The organism is Nocardia sp. XZ_19_231, assembly GCF_015355705.1.
Taxonomy (GTDB): domain Bacteria; phylum Actinomycetota; class Actinomycetes; order Mycobacteriales; family Mycobacteriaceae; genus Nocardia; species Nocardia salmonicida.
Window position 1 is genome coordinate 552852 of record NZ_JACUZI010000003.1, and the last position, 17610, is coordinate 570461.

Annotated in this window: 18 protein-coding genes and 1 tRNA gene; 10 read left to right on the plus strand and 9 right to left on the minus strand. The window is 67.1% G+C overall.

The features are described 5' to 3' along the window. Window positions 1-52: 52 nt before the first annotated feature. Window positions 53-676 (plus strand): TIGR03085 family metal-binding protein, encoded by a 624-nt coding sequence (locus IBJ82_RS15840; protein WP_194826672.1) that lies wholly within the window; start codon window positions 53-55, stop codon window positions 674-676. 1 nt (window position 677) lies between these two features. Here IBJ82_RS15840 and IBJ82_RS15845 read toward each other — a convergent pair whose 3' ends face one another. Next, the gene (locus IBJ82_RS15845) at window positions 678-1325 is read right to left on the minus strand and encodes a TetR/AcrR family transcriptional regulator (RefSeq protein WP_194826673.1); all 648 of its coding nucleotides are present in this window, start codon (window positions 1323-1325) and stop codon (window positions 678-680) included. A 160-nt stretch (window positions 1326-1485) separates the two neighbouring features. Continuing rightward, on the minus strand, window positions 1486-2124 hold the full coding sequence (locus IBJ82_RS15850) for a TetR/AcrR family transcriptional regulator (protein WP_194827177.1): 639 nt from the start codon (window positions 2122-2124) through the stop codon (window positions 1486-1488). A 225-nt stretch (window positions 2125-2349) separates the two neighbouring features. Here IBJ82_RS15850 and IBJ82_RS15855 point away from each other — a divergent pair. The 6 genes from IBJ82_RS15855 to IBJ82_RS15880 all read left to right on the plus strand — a co-directional run bounded on the left by IBJ82_RS15855 (window position 2350) and on the right by IBJ82_RS15880 (window position 7002). Continuing rightward, a tRNA-Gln gene (locus IBJ82_RS15855) sits at window positions 2350-2420 on the plus strand. Window positions 2421-2513: 93 nt separating this feature from the next. Then, on the plus strand, window positions 2514-4004 hold the full coding sequence (gene glmU, locus IBJ82_RS15860; protein WP_194826674.1) for a bifunctional UDP-N-acetylglucosamine diphosphorylase/glucosamine-1-phosphate N-acetyltransferase GlmU: 1491 nt from the start codon (window positions 2514-2516) through the stop codon (window positions 4002-4004). Then, entirely contained in the window at window positions 4001-4981 is a 981-nt protein-coding gene (locus IBJ82_RS15865; RefSeq protein ID WP_056813833.1) for a ribose-phosphate diphosphokinase, read from the plus strand. Before glmU ends, IBJ82_RS15865 begins: the two co-directional genes overlap by 4 nt. A 643-nt stretch (window positions 4982-5624) precedes the next feature. After that, window positions 5625-5813 carry a hypothetical protein gene (locus tag IBJ82_RS15870; RefSeq protein WP_194826675.1) on the plus strand — a complete coding sequence of 63 codons (189 nt, stop codon included), beginning with the start codon at window positions 5625-5627 and terminating at the stop codon, window positions 5811-5813. Between the two features lie 80 nt (window positions 5814-5893). Beyond that, window positions 5894-6559, plus strand: a complete 666-nt coding sequence (locus IBJ82_RS15875) for a DUF2461 domain-containing protein (RefSeq protein WP_194826676.1) — start codon at window positions 5894-5896, stop codon at window positions 6557-6559. Window positions 6560-6627: 68 nt separating this feature from the next. Then, window positions 6628-7002, plus strand: a complete 375-nt coding sequence (locus tag IBJ82_RS15880) for a hypothetical protein (RefSeq protein ID WP_194826677.1) — start codon at window positions 6628-6630, stop codon at window positions 7000-7002. On the opposite strand, the gene IBJ82_RS15885 is transcribed toward IBJ82_RS15880, so the two are convergent. The 5 genes from IBJ82_RS15885 to egtA form a co-directional block, all read right to left on the minus strand. Beyond that, on the minus strand, window positions 6999-7715 hold the full coding sequence (locus IBJ82_RS15885; RefSeq protein WP_194826678.1) for an MmpS family transport accessory protein: 717 nt from the start codon (window positions 7713-7715) through the stop codon (window positions 6999-7001). The genes IBJ82_RS15880 and IBJ82_RS15885 overlap by 4 nt on opposite strands. A gap of 108 nt (window positions 7716-7823) precedes the next feature. Continuing rightward, window positions 7824-8795: an L-histidine N(alpha)-methyltransferase gene (egtD, locus tag IBJ82_RS15890; RefSeq protein ID WP_194826679.1), complete on the minus strand. Its 972-nt coding sequence runs from the start codon at window positions 8793-8795 to the stop codon at window positions 7824-7826. Continuing rightward, entirely contained in the window at window positions 8792-9670 is an 879-nt protein-coding gene (gene egtC, locus IBJ82_RS15895; RefSeq protein WP_194826680.1) for an ergothioneine biosynthesis protein EgtC, read from the minus strand. Before egtC ends, egtD begins: the two co-directional genes overlap by 4 nt. Beyond that, on the minus strand, window positions 9670-11004 hold the full coding sequence (gene egtB, locus IBJ82_RS15900) for an ergothioneine biosynthesis protein EgtB (RefSeq protein WP_194826681.1): 1335 nt from the start codon (window positions 11002-11004) through the stop codon (window positions 9670-9672). The genes egtC and egtB overlap by 1 nt, the downstream gene beginning before the upstream one ends. 82 nt (window positions 11005-11086) lie before the next feature. Beyond that, window positions 11087-12370: an ergothioneine biosynthesis glutamate--cysteine ligase EgtA gene (gene egtA, locus IBJ82_RS15905; RefSeq protein WP_194826682.1), complete on the minus strand. Its 1284-nt coding sequence runs from the start codon at window positions 12368-12370 to the stop codon at window positions 11087-11089. A gap of 122 nt (window positions 12371-12492) precedes the next feature. Here egtA and IBJ82_RS15910 point away from each other — a divergent pair, with 122 nt between their 5' ends. Continuing rightward, complete coding sequence (locus tag IBJ82_RS15910) at window positions 12493-13671, plus strand: aminotransferase class V-fold PLP-dependent enzyme (RefSeq protein WP_194826683.1); 1179 nt, start codon at window positions 12493-12495, stop codon at window positions 13669-13671. Here IBJ82_RS15910 and IBJ82_RS15915 read toward each other — a convergent pair. Then, window positions 13661-14221 (minus strand): TetR/AcrR family transcriptional regulator, encoded by a 561-nt coding sequence (locus tag IBJ82_RS15915; RefSeq protein WP_194826684.1) that lies wholly within the window; start codon window positions 14219-14221, stop codon window positions 13661-13663. The two genes, IBJ82_RS15910 and IBJ82_RS15915, sit on opposite strands and share 11 nt — an antisense overlap. A gap of 98 nt (window positions 14222-14319) precedes the next feature. Between IBJ82_RS15915 and IBJ82_RS15920 the strand changes: the two genes are divergently transcribed. Both IBJ82_RS15920 and IBJ82_RS15925 read left to right on the plus strand, forming a co-directional pair. Further along, window positions 14320-14976 carry a 1-acyl-sn-glycerol-3-phosphate acyltransferase gene (locus tag IBJ82_RS15920; protein ID WP_194826685.1) on the plus strand — a complete coding sequence of 219 codons (657 nt, stop codon included), beginning with the start codon at window positions 14320-14322 and terminating at the stop codon, window positions 14974-14976. A 123-nt stretch (window positions 14977-15099) separates the two neighbouring features. Further along, on the plus strand, window positions 15100-16743 hold the full coding sequence (locus tag IBJ82_RS15925; RefSeq protein ID WP_194826686.1) for a fatty acyl-AMP ligase: 1644 nt from the start codon (window positions 15100-15102) through the stop codon (window positions 16741-16743). Between the two features lie 268 nt (window positions 16744-17011). Here IBJ82_RS15925 and pth read toward each other — a convergent pair whose 3' ends face one another. Beyond that, the gene (pth, locus tag IBJ82_RS15930; protein ID WP_194826687.1) at window positions 17012-17590 is read right to left on the minus strand and encodes an aminoacyl-tRNA hydrolase; all 579 of its coding nucleotides are present in this window, start codon (window positions 17588-17590) and stop codon (window positions 17012-17014) included. Window positions 17591-17610 lie beyond the last annotated feature (20 nt).

Consider the following 17610-nt stretch of genomic DNA (forward strand, 5'->3'; position numbering starts at 1 on the left):
CGCTGGGTGGATCGCTCGGGGGTGAACGCCGCTACGCGCGTATGGTCGAGGCGTGAGTCTGGCTCGACGTGAACGCCACGCCCTCGTGGAAACGATGACCGAGGTCGGCCCTGCCGCGCCGACCCTGTGCGGCACCTGGACGGTGCACGACCTCGCCGCCCACCTGGTGGTCCGGGAACGCAGGCCCGACGCTTCGATCGGCATCGTCTTCCGGCCGATGGCCGGGTACCTCGAAGCGAAGCAGGCGCAGATCGCGCAGCGACCGTTCGCCGAACTGCTGGAGCTGGTGCGCACCGGGCCGCCGTGGTGGTCGCCCCTGCGCCCGGTCGACGCGATGGTCAATCTCAGCGAGATGTTCGTCCACCACGAAGACGTCCGCAGGGCCGAACCAGGCTGGGAGCCAAGGCAATTGGCGGAGCGCGACGAAGATCGGCTGTGGACCGCCCTGCGCACCGTCGCCCGCGCGGCCTACCGCAAGTCGCCGGTCCCGGTCGTGCTCGCATCGCTGCAGGGAGCCGAGATCACGGCACGCCGTGGCGACGGCGCCGGGGTGACACTCACCGGGACACCCTCGGAGCTGCTACTGCATGCCTTCGGCCGCGACGAAGTCCGGATCGCGACGACGGGATCCGACGCCGACGTGCGGGCGGTGCTCGCCACCGACCGCAGCGTGTGAACTAGACGACGTAGCGGCGCAGCCTGCGCGCGGCGAATTCCCGGAAGTACGACAGCTTTTCCGCCGGCACCAGCGAGGGCAGCAGGAAATACCAGGCCCGCTCCATCCGCGCCGCCATCTGATCCATCGTCTCGGTGCCGACCGCGACGATGTGCACGCCCGCGGTCAGCTCCTGGAGCAGCACGCCGACCACATCGGGATCGAGGTCGGCGATCAGATCGCCCTGGGCGATGGCCCGTTCCGACAGCAGCCGGTAGGTCTCACCCCAGGTCTTGGCGATGTTGTCGCCCTGCGCGCCGCGATAGTCACCGATCTGATGGGTGAGCTTGAGCATCGCCCCCACCATCGGATCGTTCATCGATAGATCGGCCACCACATAGGTGATCCCGATACCCGCTTCCAGCGCGGGCACCCGGGAGTCGAAGAAGCCCTGGCACGATCCGATCAGGCGTTCGTTGCCCTGATCGACCACCGCCCTGGCCAACTCCTCCTTGGAGCCGAAGTGAAAGTACAAGGCGCCCTTGGTCACATTGGACTGCGCGATGATTTCGCTGAGGCTCGCGTTCGCGTAGCCCAAACGGAGAAAGACATCGGCAGCGCCAGCAAGGACGGAGTCGCGGGTGATCTCCGCGCGTGCTTGCCTAGCCATCAGATCCGCCTGTCATCCAATAATCCAGCCATCCTGAAGTAGACCGACATCCCGAAATTTGATCGACATACCGCCCGGCAGCACCCAAAAGGATGGGTGAACCGTACCACCAGGCGCCAAAGTGGCAGCCGAATCATGGATTCGGTCCACACAGCGCGCGCTAACGTCCGGTTACCCCACCGATAGTTGGTGTAGTCCCCGTATTCCATTCGGAGCTGAGACCCGGTTCGGCTTCCAAATGACTCAAACCGTTCCAACACAGGTTCACCAGGTGCGCCGCGACCACCTCTTTGGGCGGGGTTCGCTCGTCGAGCCACCAGGTGGCGGTGGTCGAGACCATGCCGACCAGGGCTTGGGCGTAGAGCGGGGCGAGGCTGGTATCGAGATCACGGCGGCCGAAATCGCTGGCGAGCAGATGTGCGACCTGGTTGACCGCCTCGTTGAGCAGGCTCGAGTAGCGACCGTCGGAGCTGGCCGCAGGCTGATCGCGGACCAGGATCCGAAAGCCGTCGGTCCGTTCCTCGATGTAGGTGAGCAGAGCCAGCGCGACCTGCTCCAATCGCACCCGCGAGCGGTTCTGGGTGAGCGAGGAGGTGATCATCTCCAGCAGCATCGACATCTCGCGATCGACGACCACCGCGTAGAGGCCTTCCTTGCCGCCGAAGTGCTCGTAGACAACCGGCTTCGACACCTGCGCGCGCTGCGCGATCTCCTCGATCGATGTCGCGTCATACCCCCGCTCCGCGAACAACGCGCGACCGATCTCGATCAACTGCTGCCTGCGCTGCGTACCGGTCATCCTGGGCCTGGCAGGACGACCCGGCTCACTAGAAGACATGCTCCCCCGCCTCTCCGCGTTTTCGACTCACGAGAATCAGTACGTGCGTTCCAGAAGGCTAACAACGACATCCGAGCACGGACGCGACAGGCGTACACAAGATTCGCCCGAGGGCAGGATCATGTGCGAGGATCACTGGCGTGCCGTAGCACAGTGGTGGGCCTCGACGGCCCACTGGTGTGGCGATCCGCCGTAGTGTAATGGCAGCACCTCTGATTTTGGTTCAGATAGTTCAGGTTCGAGTCCTGGCGGCGGAGCACACACGGACACAGTGACGTATCGTCGGCCCGCACCATCTACCGACCGAACCCGCCACAGCACACTCGCTGACAGGCAGCCGAGGGAGATCCATGCCACCGCAGACCGCCGTCGTCGTTCTCGCAGCAGGTGCTGGGACGCGAATGCGGTCGAAGACTCCGAAAGTGCTGCACCCGTTAGCCGGCCGGTCGATGCTCTCGCACGCGCTGCACGCCGCCGCCGAGATCGATCCGACCCACCTGATCACCGTCGTGGGGCACGACCGCGAGAAGGTCGGAGCCGCCGTCGCGGACGTGGGTTCCGAACTCGGCCGCGAGATCGTGTGCGCGGTGCAGGAGCAGCAGCTCGGAACCGGCCACGCGGTGCAGTGCGCCCTGGGTTCGATCCCGGCGGACTTCGACGGCGACCTTCTCGTCACCTCGGCCGATGTGCCACTGCTCGACGGGCACACCCTCTCCGCGCTGCTCGACGAGCACCGCAGCTATGCCGAGCGGCCCGCCGTGACAGTCCTGACCTTCGTGCCCGACGACGCCAACGGCTACGGCCGGATCGTGCGCGACGACGACGGCCAGCTCGCCGAGATCGTCGAGCACGCCGACGCCACCCCCGAACAGGCCAAGATCAAAGAGGTCAACTCCGGCGTCTACGCGTTCGACGCGTCGGTGCTGCGCACCATGATCGGGCGGCTGTCCACCGCCAACGCCCAGCACGAGCTCTACCTCACCGATGTGCTCCGACTGGCCCGCGAAGCCGGTCGCCCCGTGCACGGCGCGCGACTGGTCGACTCGAACAAGGTCACCGGCGTGAACGACCGGGTGCAGCTGTCCCAGGCGGGCGCCACCCTCAATCGCTACATTCTCGAGCGCCACATGCGTGCCGGCGTCACCATCGTCGACCCCGCGACGACCTGGATCGACGCGAGCGTGCGGATCGGACGCGACGCCGTGCTGCGGCCGGGTACCCAGCTCTTCGGCCGGACCCAGATCGGCGAGGACGCCGAGATCGGGCCGGACACCACGCTCACCGATGTGTTCGTCGGCGTGGGCGCGAGCGTGATCCGCACCCACGGCGAGCGCGCCGAGATCGGCGAGGGCGCCACCATCGGACCGTTCAGTTATCTGCGGCCGGGCACGGTCGTCGGCGAGGAAGGCAAGCTCGGCGCGTTCGTCGAGACCAAGAACGCCTCGATCGGCGCGCACTCGAAGGTGCCGCACCTGACCTACGTCGGCGACGCGACCATCGGCGAGTACAGCAACATCGGCGCTTCCAGCGTTTTTGTGAACTACGACGGGGTGAACAAACACCACACTGTGGTCGGTTCCCATGTGCGGACCGGTAGCGACACCATGTTCATCGCGCCGCTCACCGTGGGTGACGGCGCCTATACGGGTGCGGGTACTGTACTGCGCAGAAGCGTTCCACCGGGTGCACTTGCTGTGTCGGGTGGGCCACAGCGCACTATTGAAAACTGGGTGCAGCGCTACCGTCCAGGAACCGCTGCGGCGCGCGCGGCGGCGGAAGCCATCGCGGCAGACGAGACGTCTTCGAAGACAATCGAGCAAAAGGATGGCAACCAGCAGTGACCGCGTTCTCGATCGACAATCAGAAGAACTTGATGCTCTTCGCAGGCCGGTCACATCCTGAGCTTGCCGAACAGGTCGCCAAGGAACTCGACGTCGACATCACTCCGCAGACCGCGCGTGACTTCGCCAACGGTGAGATCTTCGTCCGATTCGAGGAGTCGGTCCGCGGTTCCGACGCCTTCGTGCTGCAGAGCTTCCCCGCGCCGCTCAACCAGTGGCTGATGGAACAGCTCATCATGATCGACGCGCTCAAGCGCGGTTCGGCCAAGCGGATCACCGCGGTGCTGCCGTTCTACCCGTACGCGCGCCAGGACAAGAAGCACCGCGGCCGCGAGCCGATCTCGGCCCGCCTGGTCGCCGACCTGCTCAAGACCGCAGGCGCCGATCGCATCATCAGCGTCGACCTACACACCGACCAGATCCAGGGCTTCTTCGACGGCCCCGTCGATCACATGCACGCGCTGGTGCAGCTATCGGACTACATCCGCACCAACTACCCGTCGGACAACCTCGCGGTGGTCTCCCCCGACGCGGGCCGCGTGAAGGTCGCCGAGAAGTGGGCCGACGCGCTCGGTGGCACGCCGCTGGCGTTCATCCACAAGACCCGCGACCCGCTGGTGCCCAACCAGGTGAAGTCCAACCGCGTCGTCGGTGACGTCGAGGGCCGCACCTGCGTGCTGATCGACGACATGATCGACACCGGTGGCACCATCGCCGGTGCGGTGAAGGTGCTCAAGGAAGCGGGCGCGGGCGACGTGATCATCGCGGCCACCCACGGTGTGCTCAGCGATCCGGCCGCCGAGCGCCTCGCCAACTGCGGCGCCAGGGAAGTCGTCATCACTAACACGCTGCCGATCAGCGAGGACAAGAAGTTCCCGACGCTGACCGTGCTGTCGATCGCGCCGCTGCTGGCCCGCACCATTCGCGAGGTCTTCGAGAACGGCTCGGTAACCGGCCTGTTCAACGGCAACGCCTAGGCTGTTCCGCCTCTCCGCGTCTTTTGGCCAGACTGAGGTGCGGGGTGGGTTGGGGACGCGGCAAGCTTTTTCGGGGTGGTGAGTTAGCTCGTGCCCGGTGAGTTACCCATGTTCTCTCGAGATCAGTCGGTGCGTTTGTCCTCGGACAATGGCGCACCGGCTGGTCTTTGGTGCATGGTGGTCCTGTAATTCGGGACGGGACGGGGGCGGTATGGGGACTGAGCCGGGGCGGCGGGTCGAGCTCGGTAAGGATCGGGGTGTGCCTCGGGTGCAGGATGATGCGCCGGAGGTGTCTGATTCGTCGGGTGGGGAGCCTTGGGGTGGGATCGCCAACCCGGTAGCACCTCGCGATGCGGCGCCGTATCCGCCGCCGCCCGCCGCACAGCCGTGGGGTGGGATCGCGAATCCGGGTTCGGCTGTCGAGATGCCGCCTTATCCGCCGCCCCCGCCGGTTTTTCCCGCTCCTGGTTATCCCGCCGCTGGTTATCCCGTTTCCGGTAATCCGGCGCCGGGTTATCCCGCGCCGGTCCGGGCACCGTATGGCGTTGCGCCGTATCAGCCGTATCCGCCCCAGCCTGGTTATGGGTACAGGGACAACACGCCGCTGTGGTCGATCTTCAGTTTTTGCTGCGCGGCCGCGTCGGTGTTCGGTGGGTTGGCGTTGTGTGGGCTGCCGGTGCTGATCACCGCGCCGACGGGGATCGTGCTGGGGCTGGTCGGGCATGCCAAGGGCGAGGAGATGGGCAAGTGGGCCGCGATCGTCAACGGTGCGATCGGGGCGCTGGCCGCGCTGGCCGTCGTCGTGTTCGTGGCGATGATCGGCGGTATCTGAGCCGCGGCGCGCGATACTGGTAGCGGTAACCTGACCGATCAGGCCTGCTCCCTCGAACAGAACTGAGAAACGCCGCACCGATGGACGCTTTCACCGGATTCCCGCTCACCGGACTCGACTTCTACGAAGACCTCGAGGCCGACAATTCGAAGGCATTCTGGAACGCGCACAAACACATCTACGACGACGCCGTGCGGGCCCCGATGACCGCGCTCGCCGCCGAGCTGGCGGCGGAATTCGGACAGGCCAAGATCTTTCGGCCCTACCGTGATGTCCGGTTCTCGGCCGACAAGCTGCCCTACAAAACGCACCAGGGTGCGGTGGCGGGGGTCTCGCCCGGCGTCGGTTGGTACGTGCAGATCGGAGCGGCGGGGTTGTTCGTCGCGGGCGGCTGCTTCCGGCCGTCGCCCACGGCCTTGGCGGTTTTGCGGGCCACGATCGACGACGAGGTGCGCGGCGCGGAACTCGAGAAGATCCTGGCCGCGACGACGGCAGCCGGTTTCACCGTCGGCGGCGACAAGCTCAAAACCAAGCCGAGAGGCTATGCCGCCGACCATCCACGCATCGACCTGCTACGCCACAAGTCGCTGACCATGCACCGCGAGTTCGGCGCGCCGGACTGGCTCACCACCCCGGCCGCGGCCACCGAGATCCGCCGCGCGTGGAACGACCTTCGGCCGCTGATCGAATGGTTTGCCGCCGTCCTCGAGGGCGTGCCGGAGGACACGAGCGGTAGGCGCCCGTAGTAGCGGTAACCGACCGGCCCGAGCGTGCCTCGTGACGCCACGGCTCTCGGAGGCCGATACTGGAAACCATGAGCCGTGAACCGTTGGACATGGACATGGGCGATGACGATCAAGCCGACGACATCGTCGAGTACGAGCGCTATGTGGAGGACCCACCCGCGGACCACGTGATCCGCAACCACGAAGCCGAAGCCGATGGCTTCCTCGGCATCAACGAGGAAATGTCCGAGGAGTACACCGAGAGCGGGTCTCGGCGCGAGGCGTTGGCACAGGACGAACGCCCCGCCGAGGAAGTCGCGATGGGAGTGCGCGGCGACGACAAGGTCGACGGCGACCTCTTCGACGACGACGCCGTCAACGGCGAGGAAGGCGTCGAAAAAGACCTAGAGGGCGACGAGAACCTCACCAGCGGCGAATACCTCGCCGACGAACTCGACCTCTAACTTCCCGCGTCGCCGGTGCACGACACGCTGGCATACGGCCCGCTGGCCGTTTGCTCGGCGAGCACCTCGTCGCCGACGAGGATCCTGCAGGTGACATCGCCACCGTCGGCGTCGGCCGAGGCGGTGAGGGTGACGGTTTTGAAGATCCCGTCGATGCTGACCTCCTTCGTCCAGGGCAGAGCGGCGTCGGTGTCCTGCGCGATATCCATATTGCGACCGCTGTAGGTGATCGAACTGGCCTGGCCGGTTCCGTCGACCTGATAGGTCACGGTCACCGCGCGATTGATCTCCTTGTCGACCTCGTTCACCGTGGTCGCGACTATGGCAATGCACGAGCCGAGTCCGACCAGGAACACCAGTAGGACGCCACCGAGAACCCATGGCCAGACCTTGCGCTTCTTGGGCGGCGGGTAGCCACCTTGCGGATAGCCGCCCTGCTGGTACGGCGGACCACCCTGCTGCTGCCAACCTTGTGGCTGTCCATAGGGCTGCTGTCCGTACGGCTGCTGACCGTAGGGCTGCTGACCGTACGGCTGCTGCCCATATGTCTGTTGTCCGTAGGGCTGCTGCCCATATGGCTGCTGACCGTACGGCTGATAGCCGGGCGGCTGATAGCCGGGCGGCTGGTTGCCCGATGGCTGTTCACCGGAAGGCTGCTGACTATGCGGGTCCGGCGACGATTCAGGAGGCTGCTGACCAGGTCGATCCGACATGTGAGCTCCTTTGCTCGGCGACGTGGCCCACTACCCAAGTGAGACCTGGGTCACATGTTGATCTTACTGCGCGGGTCCTTTCGGCCGGAAGAGCCGCCGACCCCCTGATCAGCGGCGTTCGGCCAGGGCCAGGATGAAGCGGTTGTCGGGGTCGGTCCAGGTGTGGGTGGGGGTGAAGCCGGCTTTGTCGAGTTCGGCGGCGAGGGTTTCGGGGCGGAATTTGGCGGAGATCTCGGTGCGCATTTCCTCGCCTGCGGCGAAGTCGACGGTCAGGTCGAGTCCGGCGACGGTGGCTTTCATCGCTTCCGTGGCGCGCAGGCGCATTTCGATCCATTCGTTCTCGGCGTCCCAGATGGCGACGTGTTCGAATTTCTCGGGGACGAAGTCGGCGTCGAGTCGGTTGTTGAGGACGTGCAGCACATTGCGATTGAATTCCGCGGTGACGCCCGCGGCGTCGTCGTAAGCGGGGACCAGGATCGCGGGGTCGATGACCAGGCCGGCGCCGAGCAGGAGCAGCTCGCCGGGTTCGAGGACCTCGTTGATGCCTGCCAGGAATTCGGCGCGCTCGTCGGGGACCAGGTTGCCGATGGTGCCGCCGAGGAACGCGATCATGCGGCGACCGCCCCGGGGCAGGTTGTGCAGGGTGTCGGTGAAGTCGCTGACCACTCCGTGCACGGACAGGTTCGGGTACTCGGTCGCGATCTCGGCGGCCGCACCGCGCAGTGCTGAAGCCGAGACATCCTGCGGCACATAGGTTTTCAGCGAGCCTTCCGCGGTGAGAGCGTCCAGCAACAGACGGGTCTTGGCGGCCGAGCCGGAGCCGAGCTCCACCAGCACCTCGGCGTTGGCCGCCGCGGCGATCTCGCCGACGACCCGCTCGAGGAGGGCTCGCTCGGTGCGGGTCGGGTAGTACTCCGGGAGTCCGGTGATCTGCTCGAAGAGTTCGCTGCCGCGTGCGTCGTAGAACCACTTGGGCGGCAGGGACTTCGGATCGGCGGTCAAACCGGTGCGGGCGTCGGTGCGCAAGGCCGCGGTGAGATCGTCGTCGGTGAGGTGGATATCCAGCAGCGGCGCGGTCATGAACGGACCCTTTCGGTAGCGGGGAGTTCCAGAGCGGTGATGGTGCAGTGGCCGGGCGTGGCGACGACCAACTGGCGATCGGTGACGGACTGCCAGCGCGGGTCGGCGTCGTAGGGTTCGGAGGACAGCACGGTGTGGTCGTCGGCGACGAGCACCGACAGCGAATGCCAGCAGGTGGTGGCCCACAGCGCAACGCCGTTGCCGAGCAACAGGTTCAGCCGAGCTGTCGGCTGATGGCGCAGAACGAGCGCAACCAGCAATTGGATGGCCTCGGCCGGAGAGGTGATCGGCCCCTCGGGGGTGATCGCCCGGAGCAGACCTCGCAGCAGCACCCACAGTGCGGCGGAGTCGGTGAACGCCTCAGCGTGCAGCAGCACCGCGGGCGAGCCGAATAGTGTTTCAGAGGAAGCGGATCGAGTCACAACGGCGGGTGTCGCCTCGGCGAATATCTCGTCGATGTCGGCGAGTACGGCCACAAGGGTTGTTCGCCAGTCGGGGATGACGCCGTTGTGACTGAAGGCCCAGTGTTCGTCGATGAAGGGGGCGCAGGCGGAACGCTCCACCGGCATGCCGACGGTGGCCGAGCGGACAGCGGCGATCACCGAGCGGGATTCGAGTTGGCCGAGGACCTCGGCGACCGCGGGATCGGTCCAGATCGGGGCCTGGTTGCGGTAGCGGGTCACGGCGTCACGGGCGGCTTCGACGCCGATATCGGCTCGGCGCCACCAGGCGACGCCGAAGCCGTCGGCGTTGATGGTGCCGCCCGCGCGCATGTCGGCAGGGGCCCAGGACTGGGCGAACAGCGAGTGCGGGCCGCGCATCACCAGCTCGCCCACGCCCACCGGTGCGCCGACGTAACCGAGGTGTCTACACATCAGTGTTCGTCCTCGCGCAGGTCTCTGGCGAGGCGGAAACCGGCGAAGATCTGTCGGCGGATCGGGTGGTCCCAGTTGCGGAAGGTGGCGCGGCAGGCGACCTCGTCGGTACCGAAGGAGCCACCGCGCAGGATGCGGTAGTCGCCGCCGAAGAAGACCTCGGAGTACTCGCGATAGGGGAACGGGCGGAAGCCGGGGTAGGCCTCGAAACCCGAAGAGCACCATTCCCAGACATCGCCGATGAGCTGGTGCACGCCGGTGGCCGACGCGCCGGCCGGGTAGGCGCCGACCTCGGCGGGTTCGAGGTGTTGCTGACCGAGGTTGGCCAGGCCTGCGTCCGGTTGGTCCTCGCCCCACGGATAGCGTCGCGACCCTCCGGTTTCCGGGTCGAAGCGCGCCGCCTTCTCCCACTCGGCCTCGGTGGGCAGTCGCTTTCCGGCCCAGCGAGCGAAAGCCTCGGCTTCGAACCAGCACACGTGCACGACCGGCTGGTCGAGCCGCAGCGGGGTGCGGACGCCGAACGCTGTGCGCGTCCATCCGTCACCGTCGCGCTCCCAGAACTGCGGCGCGACCAAGCCCGCCTCCTGGCGGTGCGCCCAGCCGCGCTCCGACCACAGTTCGGCCCGGTCGTAGCCGCCGTCGGCGATGAAGGCGAGGAACTGCCCGTTGGTCACCGGTGCGACATCGATCGCGAACCCGTCGACCTGCACCGGATGGGCGGGGCGTTCGTTGTCCAGCGCCCACGGATCAGCCGACGTACCCATCAGGAATTCGCCTGCGGGAATGACGATTTCGCCGCCGACCCGAACCTGCGCGACCGGCGCGGGCGGGGCCGACAGCACCGGCGCGCCGATCCGCAATTGGTGGGTGGCCAGCATGGTCTCGTCGTGCTGCTGTTCGTGCTGGGCGATCATGCCGAAAACGAAACCGTTGTCCACCAGCGCAGTACCGGCCAGATCACTGGAATCGAGGACATCGAGGACCTTTTCGCGCACCGAGCCGACGTAACCGCGCGCCTGCTCGGGATCCAACAGCGGCAGCGCCGGACGGTTGGCCCTGGCGTGCTTGAACGCGTCGTAGATCTCATCGATATCGGCGCGCACCGCCTCGCGCCCACCGACATCGCGCACCAGCCACAGCTCTTCCTGGTTCCCGATATGTGCCAGATCCCAGACCAGCGGCGACATCAGCGGCGAATGCTGCGCGACGAGATCGGCCTCGTCCACGCTGTCGGTGAGCGTGGCGGTACGGCGGCGTGCCCGCGACAGGACCTCGGCGATCCGGGCGCGCGTGCGGTCGCGGTCACTGTGGTCGGCGGGGACAGAAAGACTCACGAGATCTCCGAAACAGACTGGTCGACAACGACTTCGGACAGAAGGACAGCGGCTCGCCAGCAATGGACGATCAGCCGTGAGGTCATCGCGACGAGCCGTTGCGCGAGGAGTCGACCTCGGCGAGCGGGCTGCGACCCGACCTACATCGGCGGGCCGATGCTGCCAATTCCGCGGCGGCCTCGGGGGTTCGCGCATGGGCGGCGGCCAGGTCGAACACATCCACGGCCGCGCGACGCAATTGCGGATCGAGCAATCCGGAGCGGGCGGAGGTCAACCACTCCCCCGCTGTGGGCGCGGCGAGGGCAGTTGCCTCGGCGACGACGGCTGGAGTCGACAGGAGGGCATCGAACAGGTGGATCGGAGTGGTCCAGGCTTCGCCGGGTTGGGTGTCGAGGTAGCGGACCTCGAGGTGACCGGACGCTCGGACCGGGGGGAACAGCGTGGTCAGGTGGTAGTCCAGGTCGGTGCGGGTGGGGCGGCGGCCGACTTCGTCGTCGAGGGCGCCGGACAGCCAGTCGGCGAAGGTGGCGCCGGGAGGTGGGGACCAGTCTGCGTCCTCATCGGCACAGCGCACGCACAGTAGGGGCACGTCGAGGGCCCAGTGCGCGTAGGAGGTGATCGGGTCGGCCCAGTCGGCCACCGGGGGTCTGGCGCGGGAGGGGTCGAGGCGCAACCAGGTACGCATGCGCTGGGAAGCCCAGTCGCCCGGCGGGACACCGTGCAAGCGCGGTGAGCAGGCGAAGGCGGCGATCAGGGTGGGGCCGAGCGCGTAGAGGGCAGTCCAGCGGGCCCGTATCTCGGCGGGATCGGCGCCCGCGTCCACACTGACCTGTGTGGCGGCGGTGTTGCACATCATCAGCGTGCCGAAGGGGCCGACGCCGTCGAAACGACGTTCCATCGCCGCGTAGCGGGGTAGTCGGAGCAGGCGCTCGGCGGGACGGCCCGCATCGGCGGCGGCGGCGAAGATGCTGATCTCTCGTGCGGCGAGCAGGTCCCGCAAACGGGCCGCGTCAGCGCGCAGATGCTGCGTCAGCGCTGCCGGATCGGCGAACGGTGCGCTGGAAAGTTCGATCTGACCACCGGGTTCGAGGGTGACCATGCTCCCCCCCGGCAGGGGAACCGCGGCCGAGGCCGGGGCGATGGAGGTCGGTGCGTGCGGTCCGAGGGCCGCTGCCAGCTGGTCGAGCGAGGGTCGTGAACCGGTGGGCCCCGCGGTGAGCCACTCCAGTTCCGCGCCGATCAGCGCAGGTGGTCCGAGTTTGAAACACACGCCGCCGACATAGGCCTCCGCAGCCACCCTGGACGACATTTCGCCCTGGTCGGGGGCGTAATCGGGCCACGATGAGCGTTCCAGAGTGACCGCCATACCAACCTCCACGTGCTGCGTGCTGCCGGGGAACCTGCGTTTCGCTCATTCCAGAGTAGCGAGGTCTACCGACAGAGAAAGTGTCGAAAAGGGGAACGCCTCGGGGCGCTATGGTCGTCACCATGCTTGACCTCGCCGCGATCAGAGCCGCCACCTCAGGACTTTCCACCGGTCAGGTCTTCCTCGACAGCGCCGGATCGTCACTGCCGCCGAAGGTCGTCACCGACACGATGATCGCCCACTTACACCGCGAAGCCGAGATCGGTGGCTACCGTGCGGCTAACGAACGCCTCGACGACCTCGCCAGGGTGAAGACCTCGATCGCCACCCTCATCGGCGCCACCCCCGAGACCATCGCCCTCAGCGACAGCGCGTCCCGGTCATGGACCGATTTCGCCTACTCGGTGCCCCTGCGACCCGGCGACCGCATCCTGATCTCCGGCGCCGACTACGCCAGCAACGCGATCGCCGCGCTACAGCGCGCGAAGCGCACCGGGGCTGTAGTCGAGCGTATTCCCAGCGACGACACCGGACGCCTCGACACCGACGCGCTCGCCGACATGCTCGACGAGCGCGTGCGACTGGTGTCGCTCCAGCACGCTCCGACCAACGGCGGCCTCGTGAACCCGGTCGCCGAGGCGACCAGGATCGCCCACGAAGCCGGTGCGCTGGTGCTGCTCGACGCCTGCCAGTCGACCGGCCAGCTGCCCATCGACGTCACCGAACTCGGGGTCGACGCCATGTCGAGCACCGGCCGCAAATGGTTGCGCGGCCCCCGCGGCACCGGATTCCTCTATGTCCGTTCCGAATTGGCGCGGACGATGGAACCGGCCCGCCTCGACCTGCACAGTGCCGAGTGGGTGAGCCCCGGCGAATATCGCCTCGCTGACGACGCGTCCCGTTTCGAGTTCTGGGAATGCGGTGTGGCCGCCCGTCTCGGCCTCGGCGCCGCCGTCGACTACCTGCTCGAACAAGGCCCCGACGAGGTCTACGCGGCCGTCGCGACCCGCGCCGAGTACCTGCGCAAGACGCTGCCGGAACTGCCCGGCGTGACCGTGCGCGACCTGGGTACCGAACACAGCGGCATCGTGTCGTTCACCGTCGACGGCCACGACCCCGACCGGCTACGCGACCGCTTGGCCGAGCGCGCGATCACCGTTACCGTCAGCCGCGCGGGCTCCACCCTGCTCGACATGTCGGAGCGCACCCTGCCCGCCGTCCTGCGGGCCTCCCCGCACTGCTTCGTCAGCCCGGAGGATCTCGACCGCTTCGTCACGACGCTGGCCGACCTCAGCCGCTGAGCCGCGCGAGGTGCTCGCGGACGATCCGGTCCACGAGCACCCGCGGGTCCTGATCGGGGGCAACGATTTCCAGCGTCCGGTTGACGGCGATCGTCGCCAGACCGTGCACATTGGTCCACAGGGCCAGCGCGCGCTGCGGCGCCGACTCCGGCGCCACCGCCGCGACCAATTCGACCACCTGCCCGTACAGCGGCTGCGTCGTCGCCCGCAGATTCTCGCCGGAATCCGCCAGCAGATCGTGGCGAAACATCAGCGTGAACATCTCGGGCCGCGACACCGCGAAATCCACGTAGTCGACCGCCATCCGACGCAATCGTTCACGCGGGTCATCGATCGTGGCGAGCACCGCGAACCGCGCGATCAGCTCCCCGAATCCGCGCGCCGCGATCGCCGCGAGCAGGGCCGCGTGGGTGGGAAACCACCGCCGCGGCGCACCGTGCGAGACGCCGGCGGCCCGCGCGATCGCGCGCAGCCCGAGTGCGCCGACGCCGTCGGTTTCGAGCAGATCGACGCCGACGTCGATCAGGCGCTCGCGCAACGATTCAGGCATACCGGCAATTCTGCACACCAGCTCGACGGCTTTCACCGTCGCATACGTAGACAGTGTCTACTAGTCTTCGGTAGACACTGTCTACGGAAGGACCGCTCATGTGGTACCTATTGTGCAAATACGTCCTCATCGGCCCGGTGCTTCGCCTGCTCGGGCGCCCGCACGTCGAAGGGCTCGAACACATTCCCCGCACCGGCCCGGTGATCATCGCGGCCAACCACCTGGCCTTCATCGACTCGCTCTACCTGGCCCTGGTGATCCCCCGGCCACTCACCTTCCTCGCGAAGCAGGAGTATTTCACCGGCGTCGGGTTCCGGGGACGATGCAAGCGCTGGTTCTTCTCCGCCGCGGGCCAGGTGCCGGTGGACCGAACCGGCGGCGACGCGGCCACAGACGCGCTCGCGGCGGCCACCGCGATCCTCGACGGGGGCGGCGCCTGGGCAATTCACCCAGAGGGCACACGGTCACGGGATGGCAGGGTCTATCGTGGTCGCACCGGGGCGCTGCGCGTTGCCATGGCCACCGGGGCGCCAGTGGTGCCCGTGGTCCTGGACGGTACCGATCGCATGAATCCTCGCGGTCGGAAACTGTTGCGTTTCACCAAGGTACGCATCACCGTCCACCCCGCGAGGCACTATCCCGCAGCAGTTCATCACGCCCAGGTCAGAGCGGCAACGGACCTGCTGATGCGGGAAATTGCCACGTTATCGGGTAGACCATATGTAAACCGCTACGCAGCCACCTTCGCCGGCTAGAGCGCAACAGCAGGGGTGCTGGGGTGTCAGCCCGGGTTAACACGCGCGGGGCGGGGCGGGATTTCTTTGTTGGGAGTGCAAAGCACGGCCGTAACCGATCGTTGGCGTAAAGGGAGACCGACGTTGAGCAGGTTCACCGACGAAATGTTTGGCACAGCGCTGACCAGCCCGAAGGGACTGGTCACCGGAGAGCCGGAGGCACCACTGCGGCAGACCTGGGGGGAAATCCATAGGCAGGCACGGCGAATGGCGGGTGGTCTCGCGGCCGCCGGGATCGGGCACGGCGACGCTGTCGGCGTGCTGGCCGGTCTGCCCGTCGATATCGCGCCTGCCTGCCAGGCCATCTGGATGCGCGGCGCTTCGATCACGATGTTGCATCAGCCGACGCCGCGCACCGACCTGGAGGTCTGGGTGCGCGACACCGAAACGGTGCTGCGCATGATCGACGCGAAGGCCGTTGTTCTCGGCGCCCCGTTCGCCGCCGCCGAACCGGTGTTGCGGGAACGCGGGATCTCCGTGGTGCGGATCGAAGACCTGCACAGTGGCCCGGATACCGATCCGGTGCCCACCTCGGAGAACGATATCGCCCTGCAGCAGCTGACCTCTGGGTCGACCGGATCACCCAAAGCGGTGCGAATAACCCACGGCAACTTCTACGTCAACGCGTACGCGATGTTCAACCGGGTCAAGTTCCAGACCGACGACGACGTGATGGTCAGCTGGCTGCCGCTGTTCCACGACATGGGCATGGTGGGCTTCCTCAGCGTTCCTATGCAATTCGGCGCCGAGGTGGTGTGCGTGACACCGCTGGACTTCCTGGCCAGGCCGCTGCTGTGGGCCGAACTGATCGACAAGTATCGCGGCACGGTCACCGCCGCACCGAATTTCGCGTACTCCCTGCTGGCGCGGCGACTGCGGCAGGCCGAGCCCGGCACGATGGATCTGTCGAGCGTGCGCTACATGTGGAACGGCGCCGAACCGGTCGACCCCGACACCATGAACGCCCTCGCGGCGGCGGGACAACAGTTCGGGCTCAACCCGATGGCGCTCACCCCGGTCTACGGCATGGCCGAGACCACCCTGGCCGTGTCGATCCCCGACCCCGGCTACGGGCAGGTGCTCGACGTGATCGACGCCGACCTGCTCGAGGCCGTCGGCAAGGCGGTGCCGGTCGCCGAGGACGGCCATCACGGCACCCCGCGCAGGCTGCCGACGCTGGGGCACCTGGTCGACGATCTGGAGGGTCGCGTCGTCGACGCCGAACGGCAGCCGCTGCCGGTTCGCTCGGTCGGTGTCATCGAATTGCGCGGCCCCGCGGTCACTTCGGGCTATGTCACCGTCGACGGCTTCCGTCCCGCCCAGGACGCCGAGGGCTGGCTCGACACCGGTGACATCGGCTACTTCACCGAAGACGGCCTGATAGTGGTGTGCGGGCGCATGAAGGACGTCATCATCATGGGCGGCCGCAATATCTACCCCACCGACATCGAACGAGCCGCCCTGCGGGTATCGGGAGTCCGCCCCGGCAACGCGGTAGCGGTGCGCCTTGACGCCGGTGAGAAACGTGAAAGCTTCGCGGTGGTAGTCGAATCCAACGACTATCAAGACCCCGACGAGGTGAAGCGCATCGAGCGGGAGATCGTCCACGAGGTCTTCGCCGAAGTCGGCGCGCGCCCCCGCACCGTAGCCATCCTCGGACCAGGAGCCCTCCCGAAGACCTCCTCGGGCAAACTCCGCCGCACCGCCACCGCAGTGCACTTGCGGTAGCCCAACCCGAGATCCGCCATAACCGCACTCCCGACCCCGCACCCGCGACCCCTAGGGAGCGGCGGCCACGAAGTGGCCGGTCGCGGCCGGGTCGCCGGTTAGCCGCCGGGGCGTACGCGACGAAGGAGCAAGCCCCGGTGGCTAACCGGCGGCCCCTAGGGGCCGCGACTCGAGCGCGCCAGCGCTCCAATAAACACAGCGTCAAACCGTCTGGGACTACTCGAACCCCGCGCTCTGCCGTACAACCCGTCCCGGGACTACCAAACCCCTAATGCAGGTTGTTCTGGGCCGCTTCCAGCCCGACCTTCAATAACAGCTCCACCGCATCGGCGGCCAGCTCCACAATCACCGGAACCTCTTTGCGCTCCGGCGCGGCGAAGGGCTTGAGCACGTAATCGGCCGGATCCTGCCGACCGGGCGGACGCCCGATCCCGATCCTGGTCCGCAGGTACTCCTTGGTGGTCAACGCCTGCGAGATCGACCGCAGTCCGTTGTGTCCACCTTCGCCGCCGCCCTGCTTGAGCTTGAGGGTTCCGAACGGCAGATCGAGCTCGTCGTGGACCACGATCACCTGATCCACCGGCACCGAGAAGAACTTCGCCAGCGCGGCGACCGGCCGCCCGGACAGGTTCATGTAGGTGCGCGGCTTCGCGAGGAGAATCTGGCGTCCGTCCAGTCGCGCCTGGAGCAGGTCGGCACCGGACTTCTTGTGCACGGCAAAACGGCCGCCGATGCGCTCGGCGAGCACATCGGCGACCAGGAAGCCCACATTGTGACGGGTGCGCTCGTATTCGGGGCCGGGGTTACCCAGTCCGACTACGAGCGCGGGCCCGGAAGATTCGGTCATTGCCCGAATCGTAGTGCGCG

Bases quoted from the DNA above. Each gene is read 5' to 3' on its own strand.
- IBJ82_RS15845 (WP_194826673.1), bottom strand. From the start codon at position 1,325: ATGGCTAGGCAAGCACGCGCGGAGATCACCCGCGACTCCGTCCTTGCT.
- IBJ82_RS15850 (WP_194827177.1), bottom strand. From the start codon at position 2,124: ATGACCGGTACGCAGCGCAGGCAGCAGTTGATCGAGATCGGTCGCGCG.
- glmU (WP_194826674.1), top strand. From the start codon at position 2,514: ATGCCACCGCAGACCGCCGTCGTCGTTCTCGCAGCAGGTGCTGGGACG.
- IBJ82_RS15875 (WP_194826676.1), top strand. From the start codon at position 5,894: ATGGACGCTTTCACCGGATTCCCGCTCACCGGACTCGACTTCTACGAA.
- IBJ82_RS15880 (WP_194826677.1), top strand. From the start codon at position 6,628: ATGAGCCGTGAACCGTTGGACATGGACATGGGCGATGACGATCAAGCC.
- IBJ82_RS15885 (WP_194826678.1), bottom strand. From the start codon at position 7,715: ATGTCGGATCGACCTGGTCAGCAGCCTCCTGAATCGTCGCCGGACCCG.
- egtD (WP_194826679.1), bottom strand. From the start codon at position 8,795: ATGACCGCGCCGCTGCTGGATATCCACCTCACCGACGACGATCTCACC.
- egtC (WP_194826680.1), bottom strand. From the start codon at position 9,670: ATGTGTAGACACCTCGGTTACGTCGGCGCACCGGTGGGCGTGGGCGAG.
- egtA (WP_194826682.1), bottom strand. From the start codon at position 12,370: ATGGCGGTCACTCTGGAACGCTCATCGTGGCCCGATTACGCCCCCGAC.
- IBJ82_RS15910 (WP_194826683.1), top strand. From the start codon at position 12,493: ATGCTTGACCTCGCCGCGATCAGAGCCGCCACCTCAGGACTTTCCACC.
- IBJ82_RS15915 (WP_194826684.1), bottom strand. From the start codon at position 14,221: ATGCCTGAATCGTTGCGCGAGCGCCTGATCGACGTCGGCGTCGATCTG.
- IBJ82_RS15920 (WP_194826685.1), top strand. From the start codon at position 14,320: ATGTGGTACCTATTGTGCAAATACGTCCTCATCGGCCCGGTGCTTCGC.
- pth (WP_194826687.1), bottom strand. From the start codon at position 17,590: ATGACCGAATCTTCCGGGCCCGCGCTCGTAGTCGGACTGGGTAACCCC.